Origin of the sequence: Streptomyces sp. Pv4-95 (genome assembly GCF_045782725.1) — a bacterium.
In the GTDB taxonomy this organism is placed as follows: domain Bacteria; phylum Actinomycetota; class Actinomycetes; order Streptomycetales; family Streptomycetaceae; genus Streptomyces.
Map to the genome: position 1 here is coordinate 5,792,856 of NZ_CP127172.1, position 26,002 is coordinate 5,818,857.

24 protein-coding genes are annotated in these 26,002 nt (G+C 73.1%); 6 read left to right on the forward strand and 18 right to left on the reverse strand.

Going from position 1 to position 26,002, the window contains the following annotated elements; translation table 11 throughout:
- Positions 1-20: 20 nt before the first annotated feature.
- Both QOM21_RS25360 and QOM21_RS25365 read right to left on the reverse strand, forming a co-directional pair.
- Positions 21-1,355: a pyroglutamyl peptidase gene (locus tag QOM21_RS25360; protein ID WP_407553326.1), complete on the reverse strand. Its 1,335-nt coding sequence runs from the start codon at positions 1,353-1,355 to the stop codon at positions 21-23.
- A gap of 109 nt (positions 1,356-1,464) precedes the next feature.
- Positions 1,465-2,121 carry a TetR/AcrR family transcriptional regulator gene (locus QOM21_RS25365; RefSeq protein WP_407553327.1) on the reverse strand — a complete coding sequence of 219 codons (657 nt, stop codon included), beginning with the start codon at positions 2,119-2,121 and terminating at the stop codon, positions 1,465-1,467.
- Positions 2,122-2,252: 131 nt separating this feature from the next.
- Between QOM21_RS25365 and QOM21_RS25370 the strand changes: the two genes are divergently transcribed.
- A complete protein-coding gene (locus tag QOM21_RS25370) occupies positions 2,253-4,769 on the forward strand; it encodes a beta-glucosidase family protein (RefSeq protein WP_407553328.1) in 2,517 nt (838 codons plus the stop codon).
- A 42-nt stretch (positions 4,770-4,811) separates the two neighbouring features.
- Here the strand turns inward: QOM21_RS25370 and QOM21_RS25375 are convergent, their stop codons facing one another.
- From QOM21_RS25375 to QOM21_RS25385, 3 genes are all read right to left on the reverse strand, one after another.
- Positions 4,812-5,513, reverse strand: a complete 702-nt coding sequence (locus QOM21_RS25375) for a DUF4097 family beta strand repeat-containing protein (protein WP_407553329.1) — start codon at positions 5,511-5,513, stop codon at positions 4,812-4,814.
- A gap of 106 nt (positions 5,514-5,619) precedes the next feature.
- Positions 5,620-6,681, reverse strand: coding sequence for an aldose epimerase family protein (locus tag QOM21_RS25380; protein WP_407553330.1), 1,062 nt, complete (start codon positions 6,679-6,681; stop codon positions 5,620-5,622).
- A gap of 50 nt (positions 6,682-6,731) precedes the next feature.
- Complete coding sequence (locus QOM21_RS25385; protein WP_407553331.1) at positions 6,732-7,658, reverse strand: SGNH/GDSL hydrolase family protein; 927 nt, start codon at positions 7,656-7,658, stop codon at positions 6,732-6,734.
- Between the two features lie 325 nt (positions 7,659-7,983).
- On the opposite strand from QOM21_RS25385, the gene QOM21_RS25390 reads away from it, so the two are divergent.
- Positions 7,984-8,478 carry a DUF3145 domain-containing protein gene (locus tag QOM21_RS25390; protein WP_393891995.1) on the forward strand — a complete coding sequence of 165 codons (495 nt, stop codon included), beginning with the start codon at positions 7,984-7,986 and terminating at the stop codon, positions 8,476-8,478.
- Positions 8,479-8,553: 75 nt separating this feature from the next.
- Positions 8,554-9,429, forward strand: a complete 876-nt coding sequence (locus tag QOM21_RS25395; RefSeq protein WP_407553332.1) for an NAD(P)-dependent oxidoreductase — start codon at positions 8,554-8,556, stop codon at positions 9,427-9,429.
- 73 nt (positions 9,430-9,502) lie between these two features.
- On the opposite strand, the gene QOM21_RS25400 is transcribed toward QOM21_RS25395, so the two are convergent.
- The 5 genes from QOM21_RS25400 to QOM21_RS25420 form a co-directional block, all read right to left on the reverse strand.
- Positions 9,503-10,768 (reverse strand): beta-ketoacyl-[acyl-carrier-protein] synthase family protein, encoded by a 1,266-nt coding sequence (locus tag QOM21_RS25400; RefSeq protein WP_407553333.1) that lies wholly within the window; start codon positions 10,766-10,768, stop codon positions 9,503-9,505.
- Between the two features lie 77 nt (positions 10,769-10,845).
- A complete protein-coding gene (locus tag QOM21_RS25405; RefSeq protein ID WP_018088056.1) occupies positions 10,846-11,094 on the reverse strand; it encodes an acyl carrier protein in 249 nt (82 codons plus the stop codon).
- A gap of 101 nt (positions 11,095-11,195) precedes the next feature.
- Entirely contained in the window at positions 11,196-12,242 is a 1,047-nt protein-coding gene (locus QOM21_RS25410; protein ID WP_407553334.1) for a ketoacyl-ACP synthase III, read from the reverse strand.
- A gap of 13 nt (positions 12,243-12,255) precedes the next feature.
- The gene (locus QOM21_RS25415; RefSeq protein WP_407553335.1) at positions 12,256-13,227 is read right to left on the reverse strand and encodes an ACP S-malonyltransferase; all 972 of its coding nucleotides are present in this window, start codon (positions 13,225-13,227) and stop codon (positions 12,256-12,258) included.
- Positions 13,228-13,316: 89 nt separating this feature from the next.
- Positions 13,317-14,501, reverse strand: coding sequence for a PucR family transcriptional regulator (locus QOM21_RS25420; protein WP_407553336.1), 1,185 nt, complete (start codon positions 14,499-14,501; stop codon positions 13,317-13,319).
- A gap of 57 nt (positions 14,502-14,558) precedes the next feature.
- Between QOM21_RS25420 and QOM21_RS25425 the strand changes: the two genes are divergently transcribed.
- The gene (locus QOM21_RS25425) at positions 14,559-15,230 is read left to right on the forward strand and encodes a pirin family protein (protein WP_407553337.1); all 672 of its coding nucleotides are present in this window, start codon (positions 14,559-14,561) and stop codon (positions 15,228-15,230) included.
- Between the two features lie 79 nt (positions 15,231-15,309).
- Here the strand turns inward: QOM21_RS25425 and QOM21_RS25430 are convergent, their stop codons facing one another.
- Positions 15,310-16,137 carry a serine hydrolase domain-containing protein gene (locus QOM21_RS25430; protein ID WP_407553338.1) on the reverse strand — a complete coding sequence of 276 codons (828 nt, stop codon included), beginning with the start codon at positions 16,135-16,137 and terminating at the stop codon, positions 15,310-15,312.
- 176 nt (positions 16,138-16,313) lie between these two features.
- On the opposite strand from QOM21_RS25430, the gene QOM21_RS25435 reads away from it, so the two are divergent.
- Positions 16,314-16,835, forward strand: coding sequence for a MerR family transcriptional regulator (locus QOM21_RS25435; RefSeq protein WP_407553339.1), 522 nt, complete (start codon positions 16,314-16,316; stop codon positions 16,833-16,835).
- 6 nt (positions 16,836-16,841) lie between these two features.
- On the forward strand, positions 16,842-17,858 hold the full coding sequence (locus tag QOM21_RS25440) for an aldo/keto reductase (RefSeq protein ID WP_407553340.1): 1,017 nt from the start codon (positions 16,842-16,844) through the stop codon (positions 17,856-17,858).
- Positions 17,859-17,947: 89 nt separating this feature from the next.
- On the opposite strand, the gene QOM21_RS25445 is transcribed toward QOM21_RS25440, so the two are convergent.
- The 7 genes from QOM21_RS25445 to QOM21_RS25475 all read right to left on the reverse strand — a co-directional run bounded on the left by QOM21_RS25445 (position 17,948) and on the right by QOM21_RS25475 (position 25,991).
- A complete protein-coding gene (locus QOM21_RS25445; protein WP_407553341.1) occupies positions 17,948-19,186 on the reverse strand; it encodes an acyltransferase family protein in 1,239 nt (412 codons plus the stop codon).
- 57 nt (positions 19,187-19,243) lie between these two features.
- A complete protein-coding gene (locus QOM21_RS25450) occupies positions 19,244-20,410 on the reverse strand; it encodes an alpha/beta hydrolase (RefSeq protein ID WP_407553342.1) in 1,167 nt (388 codons plus the stop codon).
- 187 nt (positions 20,411-20,597) lie between these two features.
- Positions 20,598-21,278: a response regulator gene (locus QOM21_RS25455; RefSeq protein ID WP_407553343.1), complete on the reverse strand. Its 681-nt coding sequence runs from the start codon at positions 21,276-21,278 to the stop codon at positions 20,598-20,600.
- A 5-nt stretch (positions 21,279-21,283) separates the two neighbouring features.
- On the reverse strand, positions 21,284-22,672 hold the full coding sequence (locus QOM21_RS25460) for a sensor histidine kinase (RefSeq protein ID WP_407553344.1): 1,389 nt from the start codon (positions 22,670-22,672) through the stop codon (positions 21,284-21,286).
- Between the two features lie 125 nt (positions 22,673-22,797).
- The gene (locus QOM21_RS25465) at positions 22,798-23,676 is read right to left on the reverse strand and encodes a DUF4429 domain-containing protein (RefSeq protein ID WP_407553345.1); all 879 of its coding nucleotides are present in this window, start codon (positions 23,674-23,676) and stop codon (positions 22,798-22,800) included.
- 189 nt (positions 23,677-23,865) lie between these two features.
- Positions 23,866-25,080, reverse strand: a complete 1,215-nt coding sequence (locus QOM21_RS25470) for an alpha/beta hydrolase (protein WP_407553346.1) — start codon at positions 25,078-25,080, stop codon at positions 23,866-23,868.
- A gap of 254 nt (positions 25,081-25,334) precedes the next feature.
- Positions 25,335-25,991, reverse strand: a complete 657-nt coding sequence (locus QOM21_RS25475; RefSeq protein WP_407553347.1) for a TetR/AcrR family transcriptional regulator — start codon at positions 25,989-25,991, stop codon at positions 25,335-25,337.
- Positions 25,992-26,002: the final 11 nt, after the last annotated feature.

A 26,002-nucleotide genomic window follows, 5' to 3' on the forward strand; every position in this document is an offset into this window, starting at 1 on the left:
CGCCCGCCCGCGTTACCGGCCTACCGCCGTGCGCCTGCGTCCACCGCCGAGGCCGCCACCGTCACGATCTCCCGCACCTGCCCGGTGATCGCCGTCCGGTTGTGGACGAAGTCCGGGTCGGTCACCTCTCCGTCCGCCGGGTCGGTGTTGCCTGCGCCGAACGCCAGCACCGGCGTGTGCAGATGCCCGCCCGGGAGTGAAGGCCGCACCGCGTCCCGCAGCAGCGTCGCCCGGTAGGCGATCTCGTTGGACAGGTAGTTGCCGCCGCCCCCGGCGCGGGCGGCGGAACCCGGCGTCGGGCCGTCCGGCCGCTCGACCGGCGTGCTGCCACCGGCCGGTATCTCCGTGACGGTGGTGTGGTCGATCACCGGGAAGGGCCCGGTGCCCGCGGCGACGATCTGCCGGTAGGGCAGGCTGGTGGTCGTCCACTGCGGCTGCGGCCGCACCGTCGGCACGCCGTCCGGGATCGGGACGGTTTCGGTACGGGACACCCGCGCGTTGTCCGGATAGCCGCCGCGCCAGGCCCCGTTGGTCCGCTCGACGTCGAACCGGCCCGGCCCGCCCTGGCTGACGGTGGTGAACAGGTCCGCCTGCCGCGGCCCGCGCCGGACGTGCGGCAGCAGGGTGCGCTCCACGGTCTCCGCCAGGCCACTGTCCGAGGAGCGCGCGGGGCTCCCGGCGAAGTCCGCCCACCGCACGGGGAAGACTGCCGTCTCGATCCGTGCCGGGCGCCCGGACGCGGTGCGCACCGTCGTCCCGTCCAGGGCGAGCGCCGCGGCCCCCGACGGGTTGCTCCGGCGCGCGTCGGCGTCCAGCTGGAAGGGGTCGAAACCGGTCACGACCACCCGCAGAACGCGTCGGCCCGCGGGCAGGTCGATCGAGTCCTGACCGCGCGAGGTCCGCTCCAACGATCCCAGCAACGCGGCTCGTTGATCAGCCGACAGACCGAAGCCCGGCTGCCACGCCCGTAGTTCCCTGGTCATGGTGAGCCGGGCCCAGTACAGCGGCCGGTCGTCGTCCCGGCTCAGGTCCCCGCCCGCCGGACCGCGCCCCTGCACCCGGTCCACCGCCCGCTCCCACAGCGCGCGCCCTTCACCCGCGACGTACCGTTTCGCCTCCGGGTACGTCGTCACCTGTGCCAGTCCGCGGGCGAACTGCGGCTGCCACCGGTCGAATCCGCTGCGGCGCAGAATCTCCTGCGGGGCGGCCTGCGGCAGGCGTTCCTCCTCGACCGTGGCGGCGGAAGCACCCGTGGGGGAGCCAGGGGCCGCCGTGGCCGGGGCCGTCAGGGACAGGGGTGCGGCGGCGAGCAGCGCGACACCGAGCGCGCTCAGCCTGGTGCGTAGGGGTCTCATGGGGGTGAGTAAAGCCGGTGGGTGCCATGGGGCGGTAGGGGGCGGGGAGTTGGCGAACGGCCGCCGCTCCGGGCGGCCTCCCGGTGCCACCAGCCCGGCCGCCGACCGCTCAGGTGGCCTGCGGCGGGCCGTCGGGCTTCGCGGCCGGCTCCGCACCCGCACCGAGCAGCGCCAGGAAGTCCCGGAACGACGCCGGCATGTCGACGTTCTCCGGGTCCAGCAGCCACTGGAGCTGCAGTCCGTCCATCACGGCGACCAGCAGCGGCGCGGCCCGCTCCGGCGTCAGTCCCCCCGGCAGCACGTCGCCGAACTCCGACCGCAGCGCGTCCGCCAGTGCCTCCCGCACCGCCCGGAACCGGGACTCGAAGAACGCGCGGGCGGGGTGGCCCTCGGTGACGCTGTCGCCGGACAGGACCGTATAGGTGCGGACGAGGCCGGGGCGGGTGGCGTTGTAGTCGACGAGCTGCGCGAGGAGATCGGTGCTCCCGGCGCCGGAGGCCGCGGCGGCGGAGGCCAGGTCCCAGCGGTCGCGGGCCTCCAGGACGCCGACCAGCAGCAGCTCCTTGTTCGGGAAGTGGTGCAGCAGTCCTTGCTGGGTCAGCCCCGCACGCTCGGCGACGGCGGCCAGCGACGTGCTGCGGTAGCCCCGTTCGGCGATCAGCTCCATGGCGGCCCGCAGGATGGCCTCGCGCCGCTCGGCGCGCTGTGCCTCCCGCCCGCCGCCCCGCCGGGTGCCGCGGGGCGGGCTCTGCTCTCTCCCGGTCACCGGCCGAGCGTAACCCCGCAGAGGGACTGACCGGGGAGCACGGTAACGCTACGATAACGATGCCTACCACGCACTCGGTAGGTGCGGAAGGATGCGCCCGAGGGACCGCCCGCACACGCAGGGAGTGCCATATGTCCGACCAGCCCCACGCCGACCCCCGCGCCACCGCCGCGAACGGCCGCGCGGCCGCGCAGGCCGCGGCGGTGGAGAAGGCGCTCGCCGCGCTCGACCTCGACACCAAGGCCGCGCTGCTCTCCGGCCAGGACATGTGGACGCTGCCGGCCGTCCCCGCCATCGGGCTGCGGTCCATGGTGCTGTCCGACGGGCCCGTCGGGGTGCGCGGCCAGGAGTGGAGCGCGCGGGACCACTCGGTCGTGCTGCCCAGCCCCACGGCGCTGGCCGCGACCTGGGACCCCGCACTCGCCCGCCGCGCCGGACACCTCCTCGCCCAGGAAGCCCGCCGCAAGGGTGTCCACGTTCTGCTGGCCCCGACCGTCAACCTCCACCGCTCGCCCCTCGGCGGCCGCCACTTCGAGTGCTACTCCGAGGACCCGCTGCTCACCGGCGCGATCGGCAGCGGGTACGTCCGCGGCGTGCAGGAGGGCGGCGTCGGCACGACGGTCAAGCACTTCGTCGGCAACGACGCCGAGACCGACCGGCTCACCGTCGACAACCGCATCGCCCCGCGCCCCCTGCACGAGCTCTACCTCGCGCCCTTCGCGCACCTCGTCGAAAACGCCCGCCCCTGGGGCGTCATGACCGCCTACAACCAGGTCAACGGCTCGACGATGACCGAGCACCACCACCTCGTCAACGACGTCCTGCGCGGCGAATGGGGCTTCGACGGCTGCAACGTCTCCGACTGGACGGCCGCCCGCCACACCGTGCGCGCCCTGCGCGGGGGGCTCGACATCGCCATGCCCGGCCCCCGCACCGTCTTCGGGGCCCCGCTCGCCGCCGCCGTGCGCGCGGGGGAGGTGGCCGAGGCCGAGGTCGACGCCGCGGTCCGCCGGGTGCTGCTGCTCGCCGCCCGCACCGGCTGCCTGGCAGGAGTGCCCGCCGCGGTCGGCCCCGAGGACGTACCGCAGGGGATCGACGGCCCGGAGACGGCCCGCGAAATCGCCCGGCGCTCCTTCGTCCTGGTGCGGAACGAGCCGGTGGGCGTCGCGCGGCGGGCGCTGCCGATCGACGCGGCCGCCGTCCGCAAGGTCGCCGTCATCGGGGCGGCCGCCCGCGACGCCCGGGTGCTCGGCGGCGGCTCCGCCACGGTCTTCCCCGAGCGCGTCGTCTCCCCGCTGGCGGGGCTGTGCGCCGCGCTCCCCGACGACGTCGAGGTCACCTTCGCCGCCGGCGCGGACCCCCGCACCCGCGTCCCCCAGGCCCGCGACGGCTTCACGCTGCGCGTCCGCTACCTCACCGCGGACGGGCAGCTCCTCGTCGAGGAGCCCCGGTCCGACGGCGGGGTGATGGTGATGGGGAGCTTCCCCGAGGGCGTCACCCAGGAGACGCTCGGCGCGGTCGAACTGACCGGCAGCTTCACTCCCGAGGCCACCGGCAGCCACACCCTCGCCGTCTCCGGCACGGGCGCGCTGCGGCTGACCGTCGACGGCGCGGTCCTCTTCGACGACCGCTGCGCTCCCGAGGGCGGCGACCCCTTCGAAGCGTTCATGCATCCGGTCGAGCGGCGGGTGCGGGTGCCGCTGACGGCCGGTGAGCGGGTCGCGGTCACGCTGCGGTTCGTACCGGCCGGCCTGGGGCTCGGCTCGGACATCGACGCACTGAACTTCGCCCTCGGGCACCGCCCGCCGCGGGGCGACGCGGCGGACGGGATCGAGGAGGCGGTCCGCGCGGCGGCCGCCGCCGATGTCGCGGTGGTGGTCGTCGCGACCACCGAGGAGGTCGAGTCCGAGGGCTTCGACCGTACCCATCTGCGGCTGCCGGGCCGTCAGGACGAGCTGGTCACCCGGGTCGCGGCCGCCAACCCGCACACCGTCGTGGTGGTCAACTCCGGCTCCCCGGTGGAGCTTCCGTGGCGCGCGGCGGTCCCGGCGGTACTGCTGAGCTGGTTCCCCGGCCAGGAGGCCGGCGTGGCGCTGGCCGATGTCCTGCTCGGCGCCCACGAACCGGGCGGCCGCCTGCCCACCACCTGGCCGGCCCGCCTGGAGGACGCCCCGGTCACCCGCGTCACCCCCGAGGACGGCGCTCTCGCGTACTCCGAGGGCCTGTTCATCGGCTACCGGGCCTGGCAGCGGTCCGGGAAGGAACCCGCGTACGCCTTCGGCCACGGCCTGGGCTACACCGACTGGGAGTACGAAGCGCTGGAGGCCACCGCGGAGTCGGTCCGGGTCCGGCTGCGCAACACGGGGAGGCGGGCCGGCCGAGAGGTCGTGCAGATCTATCTGGCCCCGCTGGACAGCGGCATCCAGGAAGGCTTCGAACGGCCCGACCGCTGGCTGGCGGGCTTCGCCACCGTCGAGGCCGGCCCCGGAGAGAGCATCGAGACCGAGATCCCGCTGCCGCAGCGCGCCTTCGAGATCCGGCACCCGGAGGGCCGCTGGGTCCGGGTGCCGGGCGTCTACCGCGTCGAGGCGGCGCACAGCGTGGAGGACCCACGGCTGGCCGTGGAGATCACCGTCGGCGGGGAGTGAGGAGCGACGGCGTCGCCGGTCCCGCGGCGAACCACGCCCCGCTCAGGAGGGCACCACCGACACATCGCCGCCGCTGGTCTTCGCCTCCACGGTGTGCGCGGATCCGCCGTCGCTGGGGACGGCGACCTTGCGGCTGCCGCCGCTGGTGGAGGCGTCGACCGCGTAGGACCCCTTCGGCAGGCGGATGGTGACGTCCCCTCCGCTGCTCCTGCCCGACACCTCGTCGGGGACCGCCGTGAGGGCGACGTCGACGTGCCCGCCGCTGGTCTTCACCTTCGCCGTGCGGGCGGCGGAGTCCTCGACGGTGATGTCACCGCCGCTGGTCTCCGCCGCGATGCCGCCGGCGGCTCCCCGGACGGTGATGTCGCCGCCGCTGGTGTGCAGATCGACCGAGGCGCCGCGCGGCAGCAGCACCTTGTAACTCACCTCGCAGCGGCCCTCCGCGTCGTCACAGTCGTCGGCCGTCAGGGTGAGCCTGCCGCTCTTGAGCGAGTGCGTCGGGGCCGGCTTCCGCTCGTCGTAGACGTACTTCTCCGTCACCCTGACGGAGCCGCCGGCGTCCACCGGCACGATCTCGATGTCTCCGCCGTGCGTCGTCGTGGCCAGGGCGGTGACCGCGCCGTCCACACCGTAGGTACGCTCCGCCTTCGTGGCCGGGCCGAGGCTCGTCAGCGAGCAGCCGGTCATCAGGACGGCCGAGGCGGCGCACGGCAGGACGAGACGGAACGGGCGCAGGCGGGTCATGGCGAGAGGTCTCCCGGAGGCAGGCGGCTGAAGTGACCGCACCCATCCTTCAGCCCCCGCCCGCCCCGTTCGTCCCCGAAGCGGATGACCTTCACCGGCCCCACCCCTAGGGGTGGGCCGAGGCGTTCTCCGGGGTTCGGTGGTCCCGGGGCCGCGTCGAGAAGGTGTAGACGCTCTCCGAGCGGTAGGTCTCACCGGGGCGGAGGACGGTGCTGGGGTAGTCCGGGCGGTGCGGTGAGTCGGGGAAGTGCTGGGTCTCCAGCGCGAGCCCGGCCACCGGGCCGTACGGAGCCCCCGAGGCGCCGGTGAGGGAGCCGTCGAGATGGTCGGCGGTGTAGAGCTGGAGACCCGGTTCGGTGGTGGCCAGCTCCAACGCCCGGCCGGATACCGGGTCGTACAGCTCCGCGACGGTGCGGGGCGCGGCTGTCACCCCGCCGTCCAGGACGAAGTTGTGGTCGTAGGGGCGGCCGACCACGCGCGCCGCACGGAAGTCGAAGCGGGTACCGCCGACATCTGCCGGCTCGCCGCTCAGCGGGATGCCGGTGTCGTCGCCGGGCGTGTAGCGCGACGCGGCCAGGCGCAGCAGATGGCCCTCGGCGCTGTCACTGCCCTCACCCCCGAGGTTGAGGTAGGTGTGGTTGGTGAGGTTCACGACCGTCGGGGCATCGGTGCGCGCCCGGTAGGCGATGCGCAGCGCGTCGCCGCCGCTCACGGTGTACGTCACGCGTACGTCGAGACGGCCCGGGAAACCCTCCTCCCCGTCGGGGCTGACGCGGTGCAACTCCACGCCGTCCTCGACCGGCCGGGCGTCCCACACCTGGCGGGAGAAGCACCGCGGCCCGCCGTGCAGGCTGTGCGGCCCGGCGTTCGCGGCGAGCGAGTGGGTCCGGCCGTCGAGTGCGAAGGACGCCCCGGCGATCCGGTTCGCGTAGCGCCCGACCAGCGCGCCGAAGTACGAGCCGCCGTCCGCCGCGTAGGGCGCGAGACCGGCGAAACCCAGCGCCACCTGGCGGGACTTCCCGTCCCGGTCCGGGGTCTCGATGCTCTGCACGATGCCGCCGTACGTCAGGACCGCGACGCGCAGCCCGCCCGATTCCAGCGTCCAGCGGTGGACGGCGGTGCCGTCGTGCAGCGTGCCGAAGAGTTCCGTGCCGACCTGCGTGCTCATGGCCGCGAGCCTATGCCCGCCGGCGCGCCACCCGCTCTCCCGGGCCCGCTCTAGGCCGGCGCTTCCTCGCGGGTGATCGCGCGGTAGGCCAGCGCCGCCAGTTCCCGCTGGCCGTGCAGCCCCGGGTGGAACCAGTCCCAGGTGCTCAACTGCCGTCCGGTGAAGCGGTAGTCGAAGACGGAGGCGTCGAAGCGGCACAGCGGGTCCTCGCGGCACACGTCCCTGAGCGCGGTGTTGTACTCCATCACGCGGTCCCGGACCTCCAGGCGCCGGTCCTCCGCCGCCTTCGTCAGATCGTCCGGGTCACGCAGCATCGCCCCGCAGATCCCCAGCTTCCACACCTGCTTGCCCAGCTGGTTCTTGCGGCCCTCGGACCACAGCCGCAACAGGTCGGGTACCGCGGCGACATAGACCTGGGTGTGCGGCAGGGCGCGGCGCAGCTTCTTCATCGACGCCGCGAAGTCGGCGCGGAAGGAGGCCCGGGGCGTCATCGCGCGCACATCGTTGCGGCAGGCGTCGTTGGCACCGATGAGGACCGTGACGAGTTCGGGGTCGCGGCGGGCGGCCTGGTCCACCTGGTCCGGGAGGTCGCTCATCAGCGCGCCGGTCCTGGCGTAGTTCCAGCTGTGCTTGGCGGGGTTCTTCAGCAGCCGCCGGGCGAGGCTGTCGACCTTGGGGTCGGTACCCGTGGCCCAGGAGACCTCGGGGCAGTCGGAGAGCACCGTGCAGGCGTCGAAGCCGACCGTGATGGAGTCGCCGAGCGCGGCGATCGACCGGGGGGTGGTCTTCCAGACGGGCCCTGCCTTGACGGTCGGGTGTGTGACCGTCGAGCTGGCATGCGGAGAGGCGGAGTTGTCGTCGGAGGAGCAGCCGGCGAGGCTGACCAGCAGCGCGGCGCCGGTGGCGGCCGCGGTGAGGGGAACGCGGGCGGAGGGCCGGTCACGCCGAGGGCGAAAGCGCCGATCGATCTGCGTCATCCCCTGTCCCCTCAGGCGTGCGGGTGATATCTCTTCCGGTACCGACGGTACGTCACCCGGTCGATCGGCACCGCGCGGTAGCTTTGCCCCATGCCTGGCGGGCGGTGATCTGAAGGGCATGTGCAGTCGGCTCAGATAAATTACATCACGTCATTTCCTGTCCCTTTTGCGGCAAATTACGTCTCATGGTGTTTACTGTAGGTCACCTCGCATGCTGGTGCCGAAGTGATCACTGGGGCAGAATGTCAGCAGCTGTCCCGACCGCATCCGGAACGGGCACGAGGCCGCTGGGGAAGGCGAACCTCGAACCGCACTGGAGGTCCCGGTGACGACACGTGGAGTTCTGTACGTCCACTCCGCTCCGCGCGCGCTGTGCCCGCACGTCGAATGGGCCGTGGCGGGCGTCCTCGGCGTGCGCGTCAATCTCGACTGGATCCGCCAGCCGGCATCCCCCGGCACCTGGAGAGCGGAGTTCTCCTGGCAGGGCGAGGTGGGCACGGCCTCCAAGCTGGCCTCCGCGCTGCGCGGATGGCACCTGCTGCGCTTCGAGGTGACCGCGGAACCCTGCTCCACCGCCGAGGGCGAGCGCTACAGCGCCACCCCCGACCTGGGCATCTTCCACGCAGTCACGGGCATCCACGGCGACATCCTCATCCCCGAGGACCGGCTGCGGGCCGCCGTCGCCCGCTCGGCGCGCGGCGAAACCGAACTGGCCGCCGAGGTGTCCAAGCTGCTGGGCAAGCCCTGGGACGACGAGCTGGAGCCGTTCCGCTACGCCGGCGAGGGAGCCCCCGTCCGCTGGCTGCACCAGGTCGTCTGACGCCGCCTCCGGCGGGGCCGGCCCCGCCGGTGTCGCGCTTGCCTTCGAGCCCGCTCCACGCCATAGCGTGCGGCCATGGCTGACAACACCTCAGTGGCGGTGCTCGGCACCGGAATCATGGGCAGCGCGATGGCCCGTCACCTCGCCCGCGCCGGCCTGGACGTCCGCGCCTGGAACCGCACCCGCGCCAAGGCCGAACCGCTGGCCGCCGACGGGGTCCGCGTCACCGACACCCCGGGCGAGGCGGTGGACGGCGCTGCGGTCGTGCTCACGATGCTGCTCGACGGCCCCGCCGTGCTCGACGCCCTGCGGCAGGCCGTCCCCCGGCCGGCCGCCGGCACGCTGTGGCTCCAGATGAGCACGGTGGGGATCGACGGGATCGCCCCGCTCGCGACGTTCGCCCGGGAGCACGGGCTCGTGTTCGTGGACGCCCCCGTCCTGGGCACGAAAGCGCCCGCGGAGAAGGGTGAGTTGACGGTCCTGGCGGCCGGCCCCCCGGAGGTGCGGGTGCGGGCGGCGAAGATCTTCGACATCGTCGGGCGCGCCACGCAGTGGGTCGGCGAGGACGGTGCGGCCGGGGCCGCGAGCCGCCTCAAGCTGGTCCTCAACAGCTGGGTGCTGACCCTCATCAACGGCACCGGCGAGGCGCTCGCGCTCGCGGACGGGCTCGGCGTGAACCCGCGGGACTTCCTCGCCGCCGTCGCCGGCGGGCCGCTCGACGCGCCCTACCTGCACATGAAGGCCGAGCTGATCCTCTCCGGCGACTACCCGCCGAGCTTCACGGTGTCCGCGGCGCGCAAGGACGCCCGGCTGATCACCGAGGCGGCCCGGCAGGCCGGCGTACGGCTGGGGTTGGCGGAGGCGGCGGCGGAGCAGCTCCGGCGGTCGGAGGAACTCGGGCACGGCGAGGAGGACGGCGCGGCCGTGTACTTCGCCGCGGCCGGCGGCTGACCGGGGCGGCGGGACACGCCGAGGGCCCGCCCGGTCGGTGCGACCGGGCGGGCCCTCGGGACGTACTCAGCGATCAGATGGTGCGGAACGCCAGCACGACGTTGTGACCACCGAAGCCGAACGAGTCGTTCAGCGCGGCGATGCGGCCCTCGGCGGGGAGCTTGCGGGGCTCGTCGCGGACGATGTCCGCGTCGGCCTCCGGGTCGAGGTTCTCGATGTTGATCGTCGGCGGTGCCACCCGGTGGTACAGCGCCAGGATCGAGGCAACCGTCTCGACGCCGCCCGCGCCACCCAGGAGGTGGCCCGTCATCGACTTCGTACCGGAGATCGCCATGTGGTCGACGTCGTCGGCGAAGACCTTGCGCAGCGCCTTCAGCTCGGCCAGGTCGCCCTGCGGGGTCGAGGTGGCGTGCGCGTTGACGTGCACCAGCTCGGCCGGGTCCAGGTCACTGGAGTCGAGCAGGTTCTGCAGGGCGTGCGCGATGCCGTTGCCGGAGGGCTCGGGCTGCACGATGTCGTGGCTGTCGGCGGAGATGCCCTGGCCGACGGCCTCGGCGTAGACCCGGGCACCGCGCTTGGCGGCGTGCTCGGCCGACTCCAGCACGATGACGCCCGCGCCCTCACCGAGGACGAAGCCGTTGCGCGCCGAGTCGTAGGGGCGGGAGGCACCCTGCGGGTCGTCGTTGGACTTCGACATCGCCATCATGTTGCCGAACGCGGCGATCGGCAGCGGGTGGATGGCCGCTTCCGTACCACCCGCGACGACGATGTCGGCACGGCCCGTACGGATCATCTCGATGGCGTAGCCGATCGCCTCGGAACCGGACGCGCAGGCGCTGACCGGGGTGTGCACACCCGCGCGGGCGTTCACGTCCAGGCCGACGTTGGCGGACGGGCCGTTGGGCATCAGCATCGGCACGGTGTGCGGGGAGACGCGGCGTACGCCCTTCTCCTTCAGCACGTCGTACTGGCCGAGCAGGGTCGTCACGCCACCGATACCGGAGGCGATGACGGCGCCGAGCCGGTCGGGGTCGACGGAGGGGTCCTCACCGGCCCTGGCGGTGAAACCGGCGTCCGCCCACGCTTCGCGGGCCGCGATCAGCGCGAACTGCGCGGAGCGGTCCAGCTTGCGGGCCTGCGCCCGGGGGAGGACCTCCGACGGGTCCACGGCCGCCTGTGCGGCGATCTTGACGGGCAGGTCAGCGGCCCAGTCCTGATCGAGCGTGCCGACACCGGACTGACCGGCGAGCAGCGCCTCCCAGGTCGAAGCGCTGTCGCCACCCAGCGGTGTGGTTGCGCCGATACCGGTGACGACCACGGTGCGATTGGTCGCGTTCACGGGAATTCTTACTCCACGGGTAGAGGGGTCTGAATCGACGGCGCCACCGCGGGGTGGCGACATGCGCAGGGGCTGGATCAGCCCTGGTGCTTCAGGATGTACTCGGTCGCGTCGCCGACCGTCTTGAGGTTCTTGACGTCGTCGTCCGGGATCTTCACGTCGAAGCGCTCTTCGGCGGCGACGACGACCTCGACCATGGACAGCGAGTCGACATCCAGGTCATCGGTGAAGGACTTGTCCACCTGGACGTCCTCGGTGGGGATCCCGGCGATCTCGTTCACGATCTCGGCGAGACCGGCGACGATCTCTTCCTGGGTGGCGGCCATGATGGCGCTCCTTCATATAGGGGAAAAACTGCGGTTATGCGGTGAAGCCCTGTACAGCGGCCGAATCGTACGAAGACGTAGGGCGCTGCGCAGATCCTTGCCTAGGGGAGGGTAACGACCGTCGCGGCGTAGACGAGACCCGCCCCGAAGCCGATGACCAGCGCGGTGTCGCCGCTCTTGGCCTGTCCGGTCGCCAGCAGCCGCTCCATGGCGAGCGGAATCGAGGCGGCCGAGGTGTTGCCGGTGGTCTCCACGTCACGGGCGACCGTGACGCTCTCCGGCAGCTTGAGCGTCTTCACCATCGAGTCGATGATCCGCATGTTGGCCTGATGCGGAATGAAGACGTCCAGGTCTTCCGGGCTGACTCCGGCCGCGTCCAGCGCCTGCTGGGCGACCTTCGCCATCTCGAACACCGCCCACCGGAAGACGGCCTGCCCCTCCTGCGTGATGGCGGGGTAGCGGATGTCCTGCGGAGCGGTGCGCTGCTCCGGGCCCTCGCCGCCGGGCACCGGGGTGGTGCGGTAGGCGTCCCAGGCCACGGTCTGCTTGATCGTCTCGGACTTGTCGCCCTCCGAGCCCCAGACGGTCGGGCCGATCGCCGGCTCGCCGGCGGGGCCGACGATCACGGCGCCCGCGCCGTCACCGAAGAGGAAGGCCGTCGCGCGGTCCTCCAGGTCGGTCAGGTCCGAGAGCCGCTCCACGCCGATGACCAGGACGTACTCCGCCGAGCCGTCGGTGACCATGCCCTTGGCGAGCGTCAGGCCGTAGCCGAAGCCGGCGCAGCCCGCCGAGATGTCGAACGCGGCCGGCTTGCCCGCGCCGATGCGGTGGGCGATCTCGGTCGCGACGGCCGGGGTCTGCTTGAAGTGCGAGACCGTGGAGACGATCACGCCGCCGATCTGCTCGGGCGTGATGCCGGCGTCGGCGATGGCCTTGCCGGACGCCTCCACCGACATGGTGGCGACGGTCTCCTCCGGGCTCGCCCAGTGGCGGGTGGCGATGCCCGACCGCGAGCGGATCCACTCGTCGGAGGAGTCGATGTGCTTGAGGATCTCCTCGTTGGGCACCACGCGCGTCGGGCGGTAGCCGCCGACGCCCATGATCCGCGCGTACGGGGCACCCTTAGCGGGCTTGATCTTCGATGTCATGCGCGGGGCGCTCCTATTCGGCCGGTGCAGCGGTGTCGGCCCCTGCCTCAGCAGCGGATGTCACTTCGGCGATCAGCGCGCGCGCCGCGTCGAGGTCATCGGGCGTCTTGAGGGCGAGGGTCTGCACGCCGGGCAGGGCGCGCTTGGCGAGGCCCACGAGCGTGCCGCCCGGGCTCACCTCGATGAGCCCGGTGACGCCGAGCTCCTTGAAGGTCTCCATGCACAGATCCCAGCGCACGGGGTTGGCCACCTGGCCGACCAGCCGCGTCACCAGATCCTGGCCGGAGGTGACCACCTGCCCGTCCTTGTTGGAGACGTAGCGGGTGTGCGGATCGGCGACCGACACATCGGCGGTCGCGGATTCCAGGGTCGAGACAGCAGGCGCCATGTGGTGAGTATGGAACGCGCCGGCCACCTTCAACGGTACGACCCGACGGGTACCTTCCGGCTTGTCGTCGACCAGGGCGGCGATCTGCTCGGCCGTGCCCGCGGCGACGATCTGGCCCGCGCCGTTCATGTTGGCCGGGGTCAGCCCCAGCTTCTCCAGGTGCGGCAGGATCGCGGCCTCGTCGCCGCCGAGCAGCGCGGCCATGCCGGTCTCGGTGACGGCCGCGGCCTCGGCCATGGCCAGCCCGCGCTTGCGCACCAGCGACATCGCGGCGGCCTCGGAGAGCGTGCCGGCCAGCGCGGCGGCGGCGAGTTCGCCGACGCTGTGGCCGGCGGTGGCGCCGACCCGTGCGGTGAAGTCCTCGGCGGTGGCGAACAGCTGCCAGGAGGAGACCAGGGAGGCCGCCACCAGCAGCGGCTGGGCCACCGCGGTGTCGCGGATCTCGTCCGCGTCGGCCTTCGTGCCGTAGTGGACCAGGTCCAGGTCGATGGCGTCGGACCACTCACGGAGCCGGTCTTCGACACCGGGGAGGTCGAGCCAGGGGGTCAGGAAGCCGGGCGTCTGAGCGCCTTGGCCGGGAGCGACGAGTACGAGCACCCTCACACTCTCTCTTGCGGGAGGTCCCGCCCGCCCGTGGGGACAGGGACGAAGAACCATCGGGGTAATTGTTGGTGTCCGACAAAAGTCTAGAGTTGCGTCTCGCCGTCGGCCAGACGCCCCAGGATCAGGGCGATACGGAGGGTGAACGCGGAGCGCACATCCGATGGCGACCAGCCGGTGACGTCGGTCACACGTCGCAGCCGATAGCGCACGGTGTTGGGGTGCACGAACAACATCCGGGCGGCCCCCTCCAGGCTGCTCGCCTGCTCCAGGTAGACGCTCAGCGTCTCCAGGAGCGCCGACCCCGCCTCCTCCAGTGGTCTGTAGATCTCCTCCACCAGCTGGTCCCGCGCGACCGGGTCGGAGGCCATCGCGCGCTCGGGCAGCAGATCGTCGGCCAGGACCGGCCGCGGGGCGTCCGGCCAGGCGGCGCACGCCCGCAGTCCGGCGGCCGCGGCCTGCGCGGAGCGGGTCGCGGCCAGCAGGTCGGAGACCACCGGGCCGGCCACGACGGGGCCGGCGGCGTACGGGCCGATCAGTGACTTCGCGGCCTTGAGGGGGTTGTCCGAGCCGCCCGCGATCACCACCAGCCGGGTGCCGAGCACGCCGGTCAGCACCTGGAGCTTGGCGTGCCGGGCGGCCCGCCGGATCGCCTCGACGGTCAGTTCGCTGTCCCCGTCGGGGGCCGTGCCGAGCAGTACGCAGACGTGTTCGGGGGAGTTCCAGCCCAGTGCCGCCGCGCGGGAGACGGCGCCCTCGTCGGCCTCCCCGGACAGCACCGCGTTGACCACCAGGGACTCCAGCCGGGCGTCCCACGCGCCGCGCGCCTCGGCCGCCTGCGCGTAGACCTGGGCGGTGGCGAAGGCGATCTCCCGGGCGTAGACCAGCAGGGCCTCGCGCAGCACGGACTCATCGCCCGGCGCCGCGACCTCGTCGATCGCGGACTCCATGACCTCGATGGTGGTCCGCACCATCTCCACGGTCTGGCGCAGCGTGATCGCGCGGGTCAGCTCACGGGGCGCCGTGCCGAAGACGTCGGTGCTGATCGCCTGGGGCGTCTCGGGATGCCGGAACCACTCGGTGAACGCCGCGATACCGGCCTGCGCCACCAGTCCGATCCACGAGCGGTTCTCCGGTGGCATCGCGCGGTACCACGGCAGCGTGGCGTCCATGCGGGCGATGGCCGCGGCCGCCAGTTTGCCGGCCGACTGCTCCAGGCGGCGGAGGGTCGCGTAGTGCGGGTGCGCGTCGCGCGAAGCGGGTTCAGACACGGGACAAGCCTGCACTATCGGGGCGAGGGGGGTGTGCGGCGGGGCTACGGTGGCGGGATGATTCAGGTGCGCAGGGCCGAGGAACGCTACCGCGACAACGACACGGACGCCGGGATCGAGTCCCTGCACGCGTTCTCCTTCGGACCGCACTACGATCCCGACAATCTGCGCTTCGGCGCGTTGATCGCCTGCAACGAGGAGCGGCTGGCGCCCGGCGCCGGCTTCGACGAGCATCCGCACCGCGACACCGAGATCGTGACCTGGGTCGTCGAGGGCGAGCTGACGCACCGCGACTCCACGGGCAACGGGACGACGGTACGGCCCGGCGATCTCCAGCGGCTCAGCTCCGCGGGCGGTGTGCGGCACGTCGAGCGCAACGACGCGGACCGCCCGCTGCGCTTCGTCCAGATGTGGCTGACGCCGGACGCCGTCGGCGGGGACCCGTCGTACGAGGTGGTGCGCGGCATCGCCGACGGCACTCCCTACGCGGTTCCGGGCGCTGGCGCGATGCTGCACGTCCGGCGCCTCGCCGACGGTGAGCGCACCGCGGTCCCGGATGCCGCGCGGGCGTATGTGCACGTGGTGCGGGGCGGCGTACGCATCGGCGCGGAGCGGCTGGACGCCGGTGACGCGGCACGGATCACGGACGCGGACGGGCTGGAGCTGCGGGGCGTGGCCGAGGCCGAGTGCCTGATCTGGGAGATGGGTCCGGAGCCGAGCCACGGGTGAGGCGGGCCGGCGGATGCCGGTACGGCCGCGGGGCCCGGACGCCGTCAAAGGTGCGCGCGCCGGGCCCCGTGGCCGTCGCTCAGCCCAGTTCGGCGAGGACGGCGTCGGTCAGCGGCGGCCATGCCTCGACCGCCCACGGACCGAAGGCCCGGTCGGTCAGCGCGACGCAGGCCGCGCCGCGACCGTCCGCGCCCGCCTCCGGGTCGACCCACAGGAAGGTGCCGGACTGCCCGAAGTGGCCGAAGGTGCGCGGCGAGGAGAAGGCGCCCGTCCAGTGCGGTGCCTTGCCGTCGCGGATCTCGAACCCCAGGCCCCAGTCGTTGGGCCGCTGGTGGCCGTAGCCGGGCAGGACGCCGGTCACGCCGGGGAACGCCACCGACGTCGCCTCGGCGAGGGTCTGCGGGGCGAGCAGCCGCGGCGCCTGGAGCTCGGCGGCGAACCGGATCAGGTCGGCGACCGTGGAGACGCCGTCCTTGGCGGGCGAGCCGGGCAGCTCGGTGGCGGTCATGCCGAGCGGTTCGAGGACGGCTTCGTGGAGGTACTGCGCGAAGGGGATGTCGGTCGCCTTCGCGAGGTGGTCGCCCAGCACCTCGAAGCCGGAGTTGGAGTACAGCCTGCGGGTGCCCGGCTCGGCCGACGTGCGCTGCTCGTCGAAGGCCAGGCCGGAGGTGTGCGCGAGCAGATGACGCACCGTGGACCCCTCCGGTCCCGCCGGCTCGTCCAGCTCGACGGCGCCCTCCTCCACGGCCAGCAGCACGGCGTAGGCGGCGAGCGGCTTGGTGACGGACGCCAGCGGGAAGCGGTGGTCCAGGGGTCCGTAGGATCCGGCCACGGTGCCATCGGCACGTACGACGGCGGCCGCAGCGGTGGGCACCGGCCAGTTCTCGATCATCCGCAGGCTCAGCATGTGCCGAGCCTAACGCCCCCAATTCCCGGTCAAGTCTGCGCTTGCTTGGAGTGCACTCGAAGTCTCTAGCGTTGAAGACGTCGAGAGGATCCGGCGACCGGTGATCCGCACGCGGCAGCTCACAGGCGTCCCGGCGCGATGGGCGCGGGCGGAGGACCAGAAGGGGGAGACGCGGTATGACGGTGACACACAGCGAAACCGTGGTGAGCGGGGTGCCGGCGACCGAGGACCGGCAGGGGACGGCGCCCGGCCGCCCGGACGGACCGGGAGGCCCGGTGCGCGACTGCTCCGCACCTGCCGCCCATCCGCGGCCCGCCGGCCGTGACCAGTACACGATCAGCGAGGTGGCAGGCCACACCGGGCTGAGCGCCCACACCCTGCGCTGGTACGAGCGGATCGGCCTGATGCCGCACGTGGACCGCACGCACACCGGGCAGCGCCGCTTCACCAACCGTGACCTGGACTGGCTGAGCCTGGTGACCAAGCTGCGGCTGACCGGCATGCCGGTCGCGGACATGGTCCGCTACGCCGAGATGGTGCGGGCCGGCGAGTCCACCTTCGCCGCGCGTGAGCAGCTGCTGACCGCGCACCGCGAGGACGTACGGCAGCGCATCGCGGAGCTGCAGAGCACGCTGGACGTACTCGACTACAAGATCGACATCTATGCCGACGCCCGACGGGCGTCCGAGAGGTTCTGAGGCTCCATGGGTAGCGAGAAGATCGAGACGGTCGAGCTGGGGACCGGCGGCCCGCGGGTCGGGGTGCAGGGGCTCGGCTGCATGGGGATGAGCTTCGCCTACGGCCCGACCGACGCCGACGAGGCGCGGGCCACGCTGGAGCGCGCGCTGGAACTCGGCGTGACGCTCTACGACACCGCGGACGTGTACGGCATGGGGGAGAACGAGAAGTTCCTCGCCCCGTTCCTGAAGGAGCACCGCGACGAGGTGGTCCTCGCCACGAAGTTCGCACTGTCCTACGACCCAGACAACCCGGCGCAGCGCGTCATACGCAACGACCGCGCCTACATCCGGCAGTCCGTCGAGGCCAGCCTGCGGCGCCTCGGCGTGGACGCGATCGACCTGTACTACATGCACCGCCGCGATGCGCAGGTCCCGATCGAGGAGTCGGTCGGCGCGATGGCCGAGCTGGTCGCCGAGGGCAAGGTCAAGCACCTGGGGCTGAGCGAGGTGACCGGCTCCGAACTGCGTGCCGCGCAGGCGGTGCACCCGATCGCGGCCCTGCAGTCCGAGTGGTCGCTGTTCAGCCGTGACGTCGAGGACGGCGTGGTGGCGGCCGCGGCGGAGCTCGGCGTCGGCTTCGTCCCCTACTCGCCGCTCGGCCGCGGCTTTTTGACCGGCTCGTTCGTCAGCGCCGACAAGGAGCTGACCGAGGACGACTTCCGGCGTCAGCAGCCCCGCTTCACCGGCGACAACGCGACCGCCAACGCCGCCCTGCTGGAGCCGGTCCGCGAGGTCGCCAAGGCCCATGGCGCGACGCCCGGCCAGGTCGCGCTGGCATGGCTGCAGCAGCAGGCCGACGCCCGTGGGCCGGCCGTCGTGCCGATCCCCGGCACGCGCAAGCGCAGCCGGATCGAGGAGAACACCGCCGCCACGCGGATCGCGCTGAGCAAGGAGGACCTCGCGCTGCTGGAGCCGATCGCTGGACAGGTCGTCGGCGAGCGGTACGCGGACATGACGCACACCTCGGCCGGGCGGGAGTAACTCCGGCCCGCCGCCGGTACGTTCGGCTCTGCGCTCCGGCCTTCGCCGCCGTGACCCCCCGCCACCGCTGCCGCCCCGGTGGCGCGGGGTCACGCCAGCCCGAGGGCGAAGGCCCCGAAGCACGCGGCGAGGACGGCCGCCAGGGCCCGCCGGAAGCGGGTGGCACCCGTCCAGGGCGCCTCGAAACGCCGGGTGGCAGCGCCGATCAGGAGCAGCGCGGCGGCGAAGACCGGGAGCCAGGCGAGCCGGACGAGGACCCAGCCCGCGGTGTCGGGCGCCATCGTGAGGCCGGGCACCGTGCCGGCGAAGGACGCGGGCACCGCGGCCGAGAGCATCGCCGTCTGGTGCCAGCACAGAATCGTCATCGCCGAGAGGTTGATGACCACGACCGGGGCCCACAGGGCGGGCCTGCGCAGGAGCCGTGCGAGCCGGTCGCGGAGCAGGATCGCGGCGCCCGACTGCGCCGCGGCCAGCGCCAGGACCAGCAGCGACGGCGGGTGCGAATTGGTACGGGACGTACCGGGCACGCCGACCATGCTCGCCGGGTAGTGGAAGAACAGCAGCAGCGCGGCGAAGAGGGCGGCACCGCCGATCAGCAGCGACAGGGCGGTGCGTGCGCCGAGCCGCTTCTCTCCCCAGGAGACGCCGAGTTGGTAGGCGAACAGCCACCCGGGGAGCAGGTTGAGCAGGCTCAGCCAGGACGGCATCGCATCGGCGAGCGGTCCGTAGCGCAGCAGGTCGACGAGGGCGACCGCGGCGAGCAGCGGAGCCGCTGCCCAGGCGCCCCACCGCCCCGCGGCACGCAGGCAGTACGGCGTCAGTGCGGTGACCACCGCGTAGACCCCGACGAACCACAGGGGCTGGATGACCAGCGTCGCCCCGGTCCGCAGCGTCGGCTCCGGCACTCCCAGGGCGTACAGGACGGGGATCAGCATCGCCCAGAGGGCGGTGACCGCGAGCACCGGGCGGCCCAGCCGCAGCAGCCGGCCGCGCAGCCAGACACCGGTGGAGCCGCCCCGTTCCGTGTGGCGGCGCAGCGACAGCACCGAGGCGTGGCCGCCCACCAGGAAGAAGATCCCGAGCATCTGGAGCACCCAACTGGCGGGCGCGAGGAAGCCGGAGGCGGACAGCGGGCTCGCGTTGTGCAGCGCGCCCTGCGCGTCGAGGGTGAACCCGCCGAGCAGCCAGTGGCCGGTGGGCACGGCGAGCAGCGCCAGGGCGCGCAGGCCGTCGAGGGCGCGGTCGCGATGTGCGGGGGTGCGGTCCTCGATCGCGTGGACCGCGCCGCGGACCGTACGGCGCAATGGAGTACCAAGTGCGGTGGCCATGAGGCGTCCTCGGGTGAGAAGTGACGGCGGGCGGTCGGAGACCGGCGCCGGGCGGGCTCAGCGCACGTCGGCGTAGTGGCCCAGGGCGATGGCGGCGAAGCTGCGGAGGGAGTCCGTACCGGGTACGAGGTAGCCGGTGTGGCCCTCGGCCCGTGCGGCGGAGACGTGCCGGGCGCCGAAGCCGGGCCCGGTCGGGTCCGCGCCGTGGCCCAGGCCCAGCAGTTCGACGTTCGGGATGTCGTCGATCCAGTCGGACGCGTCGCGGGCCGCCCAGACGTGTGCGGTGGTGCGCAGGTCCGCGACGCTGTCCCGGCGCATGCCGGGGGAGGCGAAGACGACCAGGTCGGAGAGGTCGCCGCGATCGAGCCGCGGTACGGCCAGCCCGCAGAGCACCGAGCCGTAGCTGTGGCAGAACATCGCGGGGGCGGGCGCGCCGACCGCGGCCAGGCCGGACAGGAAGCGGGCCAGCCGCGGCGCACCGGCCTCCGCGAGCCGACCGGTCGCGGCGTCCGGACCGACGCCGACCGGTGTGGTGTAGCCGACCCAGGCGATGACGGCGGTACGGGTGCGGGGGGCATCGGCCGTCATCCGCGCGCGCAGCGACCCGGCCATGCCGGTGGGGGTGCCGTACGGGTCCTTCGCCCGGTCGAAGGAGGCCAGGTCGATGTCCGAGCCGGGGACCACCACCGCGGTGCGCTGTGCGGTGGTCAAGTCGCCGTGCACCTCGGCCACTTGACCGCGGCCGCGCGGGTCGAAGGCGAGTATGTGCCGGCCGGGTGTGAGCAGGCCGGCGCAGCGGTCGGCCGCCTCCCTGGCCCGCTCGTGGTCCTGGAGGGTGGCCGCCGGGTCCTCGGCCAGGGCGAGCTGCCGGCGGCGTTCGGCACGCAGCGCCAGGGCGTTGGCCTCGTACCGCAGCGCTACGGGAGCGCCGTCGAGGTTGCCGACGGTCAGCGGGTGGCGGACCGCGAGGGCGTGCCGCTGACTGCCGGTCAGCGAGGCGAAGAAGCGGGCGACATCGGCGGGTTCGGCGCTCGCGGGATCCGGCAGCCGCACTCCCAGGGCGTGGTCCGCGCGCCAGGCGGCGGCGCCCGGCGCGGGTCCGGTGACGGCGGTCTGTGCCGATCCGGCCGCCCAGCCGCCGGTCGCGGCGGCGATGGCCGCGGCGACGGCGGCGGCGACGAGTGTGCGCCTGCGGCGTCGAGCGGTGGTGCGCGGCACGGACATGGTGGTGTCTCCCTCTTCCGTCGGTGGAACGGAGGGAAACGTAGAAAGCCGGTGGGTGACGGGGCGTCACACCGCGGAGCCAACTCCCGGGTGATACCGGGGTAGGGGGTGCCGCGGCCTCTCGTTCTCAGGGAGGACGGCCGTACGGGGGGAAGCCCTACGGGTCAGCCGCCCGGGGCGTGCCCCGTCACTGCTCGCCGGGCGTGACCAGCCCCGACTCGTAGGCGAAGATCACGGCCTGGGCGCGGTCGCGCAGCTCCAACTTCGCCAGCACACGCCCGATATGGGTCTTCACCGTCTGCTCGGCCAGGACCAGGGAGTCGGCGATCTCCTGGTTGGACAGGCCGCGCGCGATCAGCTCCAGGACCTCCGTCTCGCGAGGGGTCAGCCCGTTCAGCCGGAGCGCGACCCGGTCCTTGCGGGGAGCGGGCCTGCGGCGGGCGAAGTCGGCGATCAGCCGCCGGGTCACCGACGGTGCGAGCAGCGCCTCGCCGGCTGCCACGATACGCACCGCGGAGATCAGATCGGCCGGTGGCGCGTCCTTGAGAAGGAAGCCGGACGCCCCCGCCCGCAGCGCCTCGTAGACGTAGTCGTCGACGTCGAAGGTCGTCAGCATCAGCACCTTCGGGCGGTGGGTGACACCGGCCGGCGGATCGAGCAGCTGCCGGGCCGCTTCCAGCCCGTCCATCTCCGGCATCCGGACGTCCATCAGCACCACGTCGGGGTGCGTACGGCGACTCAGCTCCAGGCCCTGGACGCCGTCCGGGGCGTCGCCCACCACGTCGATGTCGCTCTGCGCGGCGAGCAGCGCGGCGAAGCCCGCCCGCACCATGGCCTGGTCGTCGACGATGATCACCCGAGTGGTCATGCGGATCAGGAATCCTTCGCTGGGAGGGGAGTTGCCGAGGGGGACGGCGCGGCGAGGGGGAGCCGGGCCGCGACGCGGAAGCCGCCGTCGGGCAGCGGCCCGGTGTCCAGCGAGCCGTCCAGCAGCCGCACCCGCTCCCGCATACCGACGAGACCGTGGCCGGTGCCGGTGGTCTCCAGCGGCGCGGACGGCGCGGGGGGAGCGGAGTTGACGACCAGCACGGTCAGCCAGGAACCGTCGGCCGTGGCGGTCACCGACACCCGGGTCGGCGCACCGGGGGCGTGCCGTACGACGTTGGCCAGCGCCTCCTGCACGATGCGGTACGCCGACAGATCCGCGGCCGGCTCCAGCGCCACCGGCTGCTCGGGCAGCGCCAACTCGACCGGTACACCCGCCCGCACGGTCCCCTCGACGAGCTTCGGCAGCTGGCCGAGGCCCGGCTGCGGGGTCTTCTCGGGGCCGCCGTGCCGCTCGCTCTCCTCGCTGCGCAGCACCCCCAGCAGCCGGCGCATCTCCGCCAGCGACTCCCGCGCGGTCGCGGCGATCGACCCGAACTCCTCCTGCGCCTCCTGGGGGATGCCGCTGATCCGGTAGGGCGCGCTGTCTGCCTGCACGGTGATCACCGACATGTGGTGGGCGACGACGTCGTGCAGTTCGCGGGCGATGCGGGTGCGCTCCTCCAGCAGCGTGCGGTGGGCGCGCTCGGCCTCGCTGATGGTCTCCTGCTCGATCAGCTTCCGCTGGGCGTCGCCCCGCTCCCGCAAGGTGGCGCCCATCAGGAGCGTCACGCCGCTGAGGACGAAGAGCAGCACCCAGGTGCCGGCCGTGCCCGCGTGGGCGAACAGCTCGAAGAGGAAGCCCACCACACCGGTCGTCAGCCAGACCGCGATGAGCGTGCGGCGGCGCTCGCGCAGCGACAGCGCGGCCATCAGCGCGAGATAGCCCACGATCACCATGGGCGGCCAGGGCCAGGCGTGGCCGGCGAGGCGGTCGGCGCCGAGGAGCATCACGGCGCACATGACATCCGCGGCGAAGATCACCCACCAGGCCTGCAGCGGCCGGCTCACCGCGAGCAGCAGCGGCACCGTCTGCGCGGTCGCGAGCCCGCCGGCCGGCCCGCCGCTCATGCCGTAGTCGTCGGTGAGGACCGTCACCGTCGTCGGCAGGAGGGAGATCGCGAACACGCACGCGACCAGGTACGGCAGCCGGCGCAGCCAGGGGTTCTGCACCGTGCCGAACAGGGGAGTGCCGGGGGTGGTCGGGGTCCCGAGTTCCACGGCGAGGACGCGCAGCGCCTGCCGCAGCGCGCGCAGGAGGCGGGCACGGGCCTGCCCGCGGCCGGTGGCGCGGGGAGGTTCGGCTGGGGCTGGGGTGGGGAGAGATCGTCGAGGCATCGCGAGTCCATCCAAGCGGACCGCGGCTGCCGGGGCGTCATACCAGGGTCGCGGCTTGCGCCCCGTACCACGGTATGACGTCCAGGCCCCGCGGCAGCGGCACCGGCCGGGTACTGGGGCGTGTCCTACAGCTCCGCGAGCAGATCGGCCTTCTTCGCGCTGAACTCGTCGTCCGTCAGCAGCCCCGCCTCGTGCAGATCGCCGAGGTGGCGTATCCGGTCGGCGATGTCGGCGGGGTCGCGCCGGGTGTCCCCGGCCCGGCGCATCGGCTCGCGGTCGGCGGTGTCCGCGACCGCGCCGGCGGCCCGTACGGCCTGCAGGACCGCGGCGGCGAACGGCAGCGACTCGTGCACCGGGCCGTAGCCCAGTCCGAAGACGACCGCGGCCGGGTCCTGATCGGCCTCGCCCGGGCCGTCGTCCCGGTCCCCGCGCCCCAGCAGCCGCAGATAGCCGTTGAAGATCTCCGGCGAGCGCCACTCGACCCCGGTCAGCTCGCCGACCGGGAAGCTCTGGTCACCGCTCTTCCACTTCGCCGAGGACGCCCCCGTCCAGAACCAGCGGAAGGCGACCGCGCTGCCGTCGAAGGAGGCCTTGGCGTCGTACGCCTTGAAGTGCATCGGAGGCTCCGGCGCGGCCACGAGATGGCGGTCGGCGGGCTTGTGGGCATCGGGGCCCAGCATGCCGCGCAGTTCGTCGCCGTAGAACTCCGCCAGCGTCTCGCGCTCGGCCGGCAGCACCAGCCGGTAGGGATCGGCGTCCTCCTTCAGCTGTCCGTCCGCCGCCTCCATCAAGGGATCGGCGCCGTGCCGCGGCACGGCGTGCAGCACTACCGTGCCGCGTCTGCCCTGGGACAGCTCGACAGACCTCAGCGCCTCGTACGGAATGCGTCGCTCGCCGAGCGCCTGGAACAGCCTCGGCCTGCGGATCCCCCGTTCGAAGCGGATGAGCACGGAGTCGGTGTCGAACTCCCAGACGGCGTGAAAACCGGCCAGCACATCACCCATGCGGCTCATCGTATGCGGGCGGTTGCCCACTCGTCCCCCTTCCGCACACCTTGCGCTACGCGCGTCCGCGACACCCGGCCCGTCCGCTTGTGCGTCCTCGTCGCCGCGACGGCACCGGATCGCGCGGGCACGGCCCGCCCCCGGGCGCCGGGCCGTGCCCGCGGACACCGGTCGTGCGGCACGGGGCCGTCAGACAAGGTCGGTGCTGCAGCGCGGGTCGTCGCCCGCGCAGTCGACGGAGTCGGCGGCACCGACCCCGACCAGGGCGAAGTTCTGCAGGCTGCGGGTGCCGGGCGCGAAGTAGCCGGCGTGTCCGACGGCGCCGTCGGCCGACAGGACGCGCGAGCCGAAGGCGGGATCGACCGGGTCCGCGCCGTGGCCGAGACCGCCCACTTCCAGATACGGCACGTCCGCGATCCAGTCGTCCGCGTCCCGCATCGCCCAGACCCGGGCCCGGGTGTCCAGACCGGAGAGGCTGTCGGCGCGCATCCCGGGGCTGCCCGCCACCGCGATGTCCTCGACGTTGGAGGGCAGGTTCCGGGCGGCGACGCCGCAGACCACGGACCCGTAGCTGTGGCAGAAGAGCGAGACCGGGCGGCCGTGGGGCAGCGACTGCACCAGGCCCTGCAGCCGGACCGCGCCGGCCGCCGCCATCTGGCCGGTGGCGGCCCCGACCCCGAGCCCGGCGGGCGAGGTGTAGTCGGCCCAGGCGATCACGGCGGTACGGGTCCCCGGGCGGGCTTCGCGCTCGGCGTCGTACAGGGAGCGCGCCATGCCCACGGGCGCGGTGGTGGCCCGTGCGGTGCGCTCGAAGGTCGAGAGGTTGGTGTCCACGCCGGGCACCACGACCGAGACCCGCTCCGCCCTGTCGAGGTTGCCGAAGACCTCGGCCGCCCGGCCGCCGCCGGCCGGATCGAAGGCGAGGATCTGCCGGCCGCTGGTCAGCATCGACTCCAGCCGGTGCATCAGCCGGCCCGCTTCCTGGCGGCCGACGGGCGTGAGCTTGCGGTCGCCCATGCGCTGCCGCTCCTCGGCGCGCTCATGGTCGATCGCCAGTCGGTTGGCCCGGTAGCGCAGCTGGACGGGGGCGCCGCCCATGTTGCCGACGACCAGCGGATAGCGGGTGGCGAGCTGCTTGCGCTCGGCGCGGTCCAGCGAGGAGAAGAAGGCCCGGAGCTTCGACGGGGAGGCGTCCGGGTCGGGGAGCGGACGGCCGTGGAAGGTGGCGTGCTGCCAGGCGGCCTTGGCGGTGGCCAGCGGGTTGGCGTCCTCCTTGCTGCCTCTGATGGCTGTCCAACCGGTCATCGCAAGCATCACGAACACCACCACCAGGGCGAGTGCGGCACGCCAGGCGGGGGACTGCAGAAAACCGGAGGAGGGGCCGAGCCCTGGGAAGGAAGTCACCGCGAGCCACCCTAGGAGACGCGGCAGGGTGGCCGCTGACCTGGTGAGTCATCTCACGTTTCACGGTGGGTATAACGACCAAATCGGACAGCGACCGTGGATTTGCGGTGCTCAGGCGTGCAGAAGCAGTCTCATTGAGCGGTGAAGCGATCACGCTGTGGCGGATGGCCGTTACGAGGGGTTGACGTGGTGCCGGCGGGTGGGCTCCGGGCGTGTCGGCCCGCCGGCCGTGTGAGGTGAACCGGCCGACCGGTTCACCGGCCCCGCCAGTCGTCCTCCATCGCCGGGCCGATGTGATCCAGGTAGGACCTCGTCAGCTCACGGATCGAGGCCACGCTGCAGTCCTGCCCCTCGCCCCACACCTTGCCGGCCACCCGCATCACCCCGCTGAACGCGGCGACCAGGACCCGCGGGCGCGGATCGACGTCCACATCCAGCCCCTCACGTCCCGCGATCAGCCCGGCGATCTGCTCCTCCAGCTCGGAGGAGCGCCGCAGATGGGCGGCGACCAGCGCGGGCGTCGACTCGATCATCCGGTAGGAGCGCATGTGCAGCTCCACCGGGACCACCGACTCGATCGCGCTGCCGATGTCGTCCCAGGCCACCATCACCGCGCTGCGCAGCGCGGTGAGCGGCGCCTCGCTCTGCGGGCGGGTGCGCAGCTCCTGGAGGAAGCGGGCCTCCACCATCTCCTGGACGGCGAAGACGACCTCTTCCTTGTTGGCGAAATACCGGAAGTAGGTGCGCTGGGAGACGTCCACCGCCTCCGCGATCTCGTCGATCGTCGTCGCGTCATAGCCCTGTTCGGTGAACAGCTCCAGCGCGGCGCGGATCAGCGCGTCGCGGGTGCGCTGCTTCTTTCGTTCGCGCAGCCCGCCCTGGGGTGCCGCCTGCGGCGTCGGGGTCGCCATCCTGCGCCGCC

What these genes read in the sequence shown, in the direction of transcription:
- QOM21_RS25360 (WP_407553326.1), bottom strand. Translation starts at nt 1,355, where the DNA reads ATGAGACCCCTACGCACCAGGCTGAGCGCGCTCGGTGTCGCGCTGCTC.
- QOM21_RS25370 (WP_407553328.1), top strand. Translation starts at nt 2,253, where the DNA reads ATGTCCGACCAGCCCCACGCCGACCCCCGCGCCACCGCCGCGAACGGC.
- QOM21_RS25375 (WP_407553329.1), bottom strand. Translation starts at nt 5,513, where the DNA reads ATGACCCGCCTGCGCCCGTTCCGTCTCGTCCTGCCGTGCGCCGCCTCG.
- QOM21_RS25380 (WP_407553330.1), bottom strand. Translation starts at nt 6,681, where the DNA reads ATGAGCACGCAGGTCGGCACGGAACTCTTCGGCACGCTGCACGACGGC.
- QOM21_RS25385 (WP_407553331.1), bottom strand. Translation starts at nt 7,658, where the DNA reads ATGACGCAGATCGATCGGCGCTTTCGCCCTCGGCGTGACCGGCCCTCC.
- QOM21_RS25395 (WP_407553332.1), top strand. Translation starts at nt 8,554, where the DNA reads ATGGCTGACAACACCTCAGTGGCGGTGCTCGGCACCGGAATCATGGGC.
- QOM21_RS25405 (WP_018088056.1), bottom strand. Translation starts at nt 11,094, where the DNA reads ATGGCCGCCACCCAGGAAGAGATCGTCGCCGGTCTCGCCGAGATCGTG.
- QOM21_RS25410 (WP_407553334.1), bottom strand. Translation starts at nt 12,242, where the DNA reads ATGACATCGAAGATCAAGCCCGCTAAGGGTGCCCCGTACGCGCGGATC.
- QOM21_RS25425 (WP_407553337.1), top strand. Translation starts at nt 14,559, where the DNA reads ATGATTCAGGTGCGCAGGGCCGAGGAACGCTACCGCGACAACGACACG.
- QOM21_RS25430 (WP_407553338.1), bottom strand. Translation starts at nt 16,137, where the DNA reads ATGCTGAGCCTGCGGATGATCGAGAACTGGCCGGTGCCCACCGCTGCG.
- QOM21_RS25435 (WP_407553339.1), top strand. Translation starts at nt 16,314, where the DNA reads ATGACGGTGACACACAGCGAAACCGTGGTGAGCGGGGTGCCGGCGACC.
- QOM21_RS25440 (WP_407553340.1), top strand. Translation starts at nt 16,842, where the DNA reads ATGGGTAGCGAGAAGATCGAGACGGTCGAGCTGGGGACCGGCGGCCCG.
- QOM21_RS25445 (WP_407553341.1), bottom strand. Translation starts at nt 19,186, where the DNA reads ATGGCCACCGCACTTGGTACTCCATTGCGCCGTACGGTCCGCGGCGCG.
- QOM21_RS25450 (WP_407553342.1), bottom strand. Translation starts at nt 20,410, where the DNA reads ATGTCCGTGCCGCGCACCACCGCTCGACGCCGCAGGCGCACACTCGTC.
- QOM21_RS25455 (WP_407553343.1), bottom strand. Translation starts at nt 21,278, where the DNA reads ATGACCACTCGGGTGATCATCGTCGACGACCAGGCCATGGTGCGGGCG.
- QOM21_RS25460 (WP_407553344.1), bottom strand. Translation starts at nt 22,672, where the DNA reads ATGCCTCGACGATCTCTCCCCACCCCAGCCCCAGCCGAACCTCCCCGC.
- QOM21_RS25465 (WP_407553345.1), bottom strand. Translation starts at nt 23,676, where the DNA reads ATGGGTGATGTGCTGGCCGGTTTTCACGCCGTCTGGGAGTTCGACACC.
- QOM21_RS25475 (WP_407553347.1), bottom strand. Translation starts at nt 25,991, where the DNA reads ATGGCGACCCCGACGCCGCAGGCGGCACCCCAGGGCGGGCTGCGCGAA.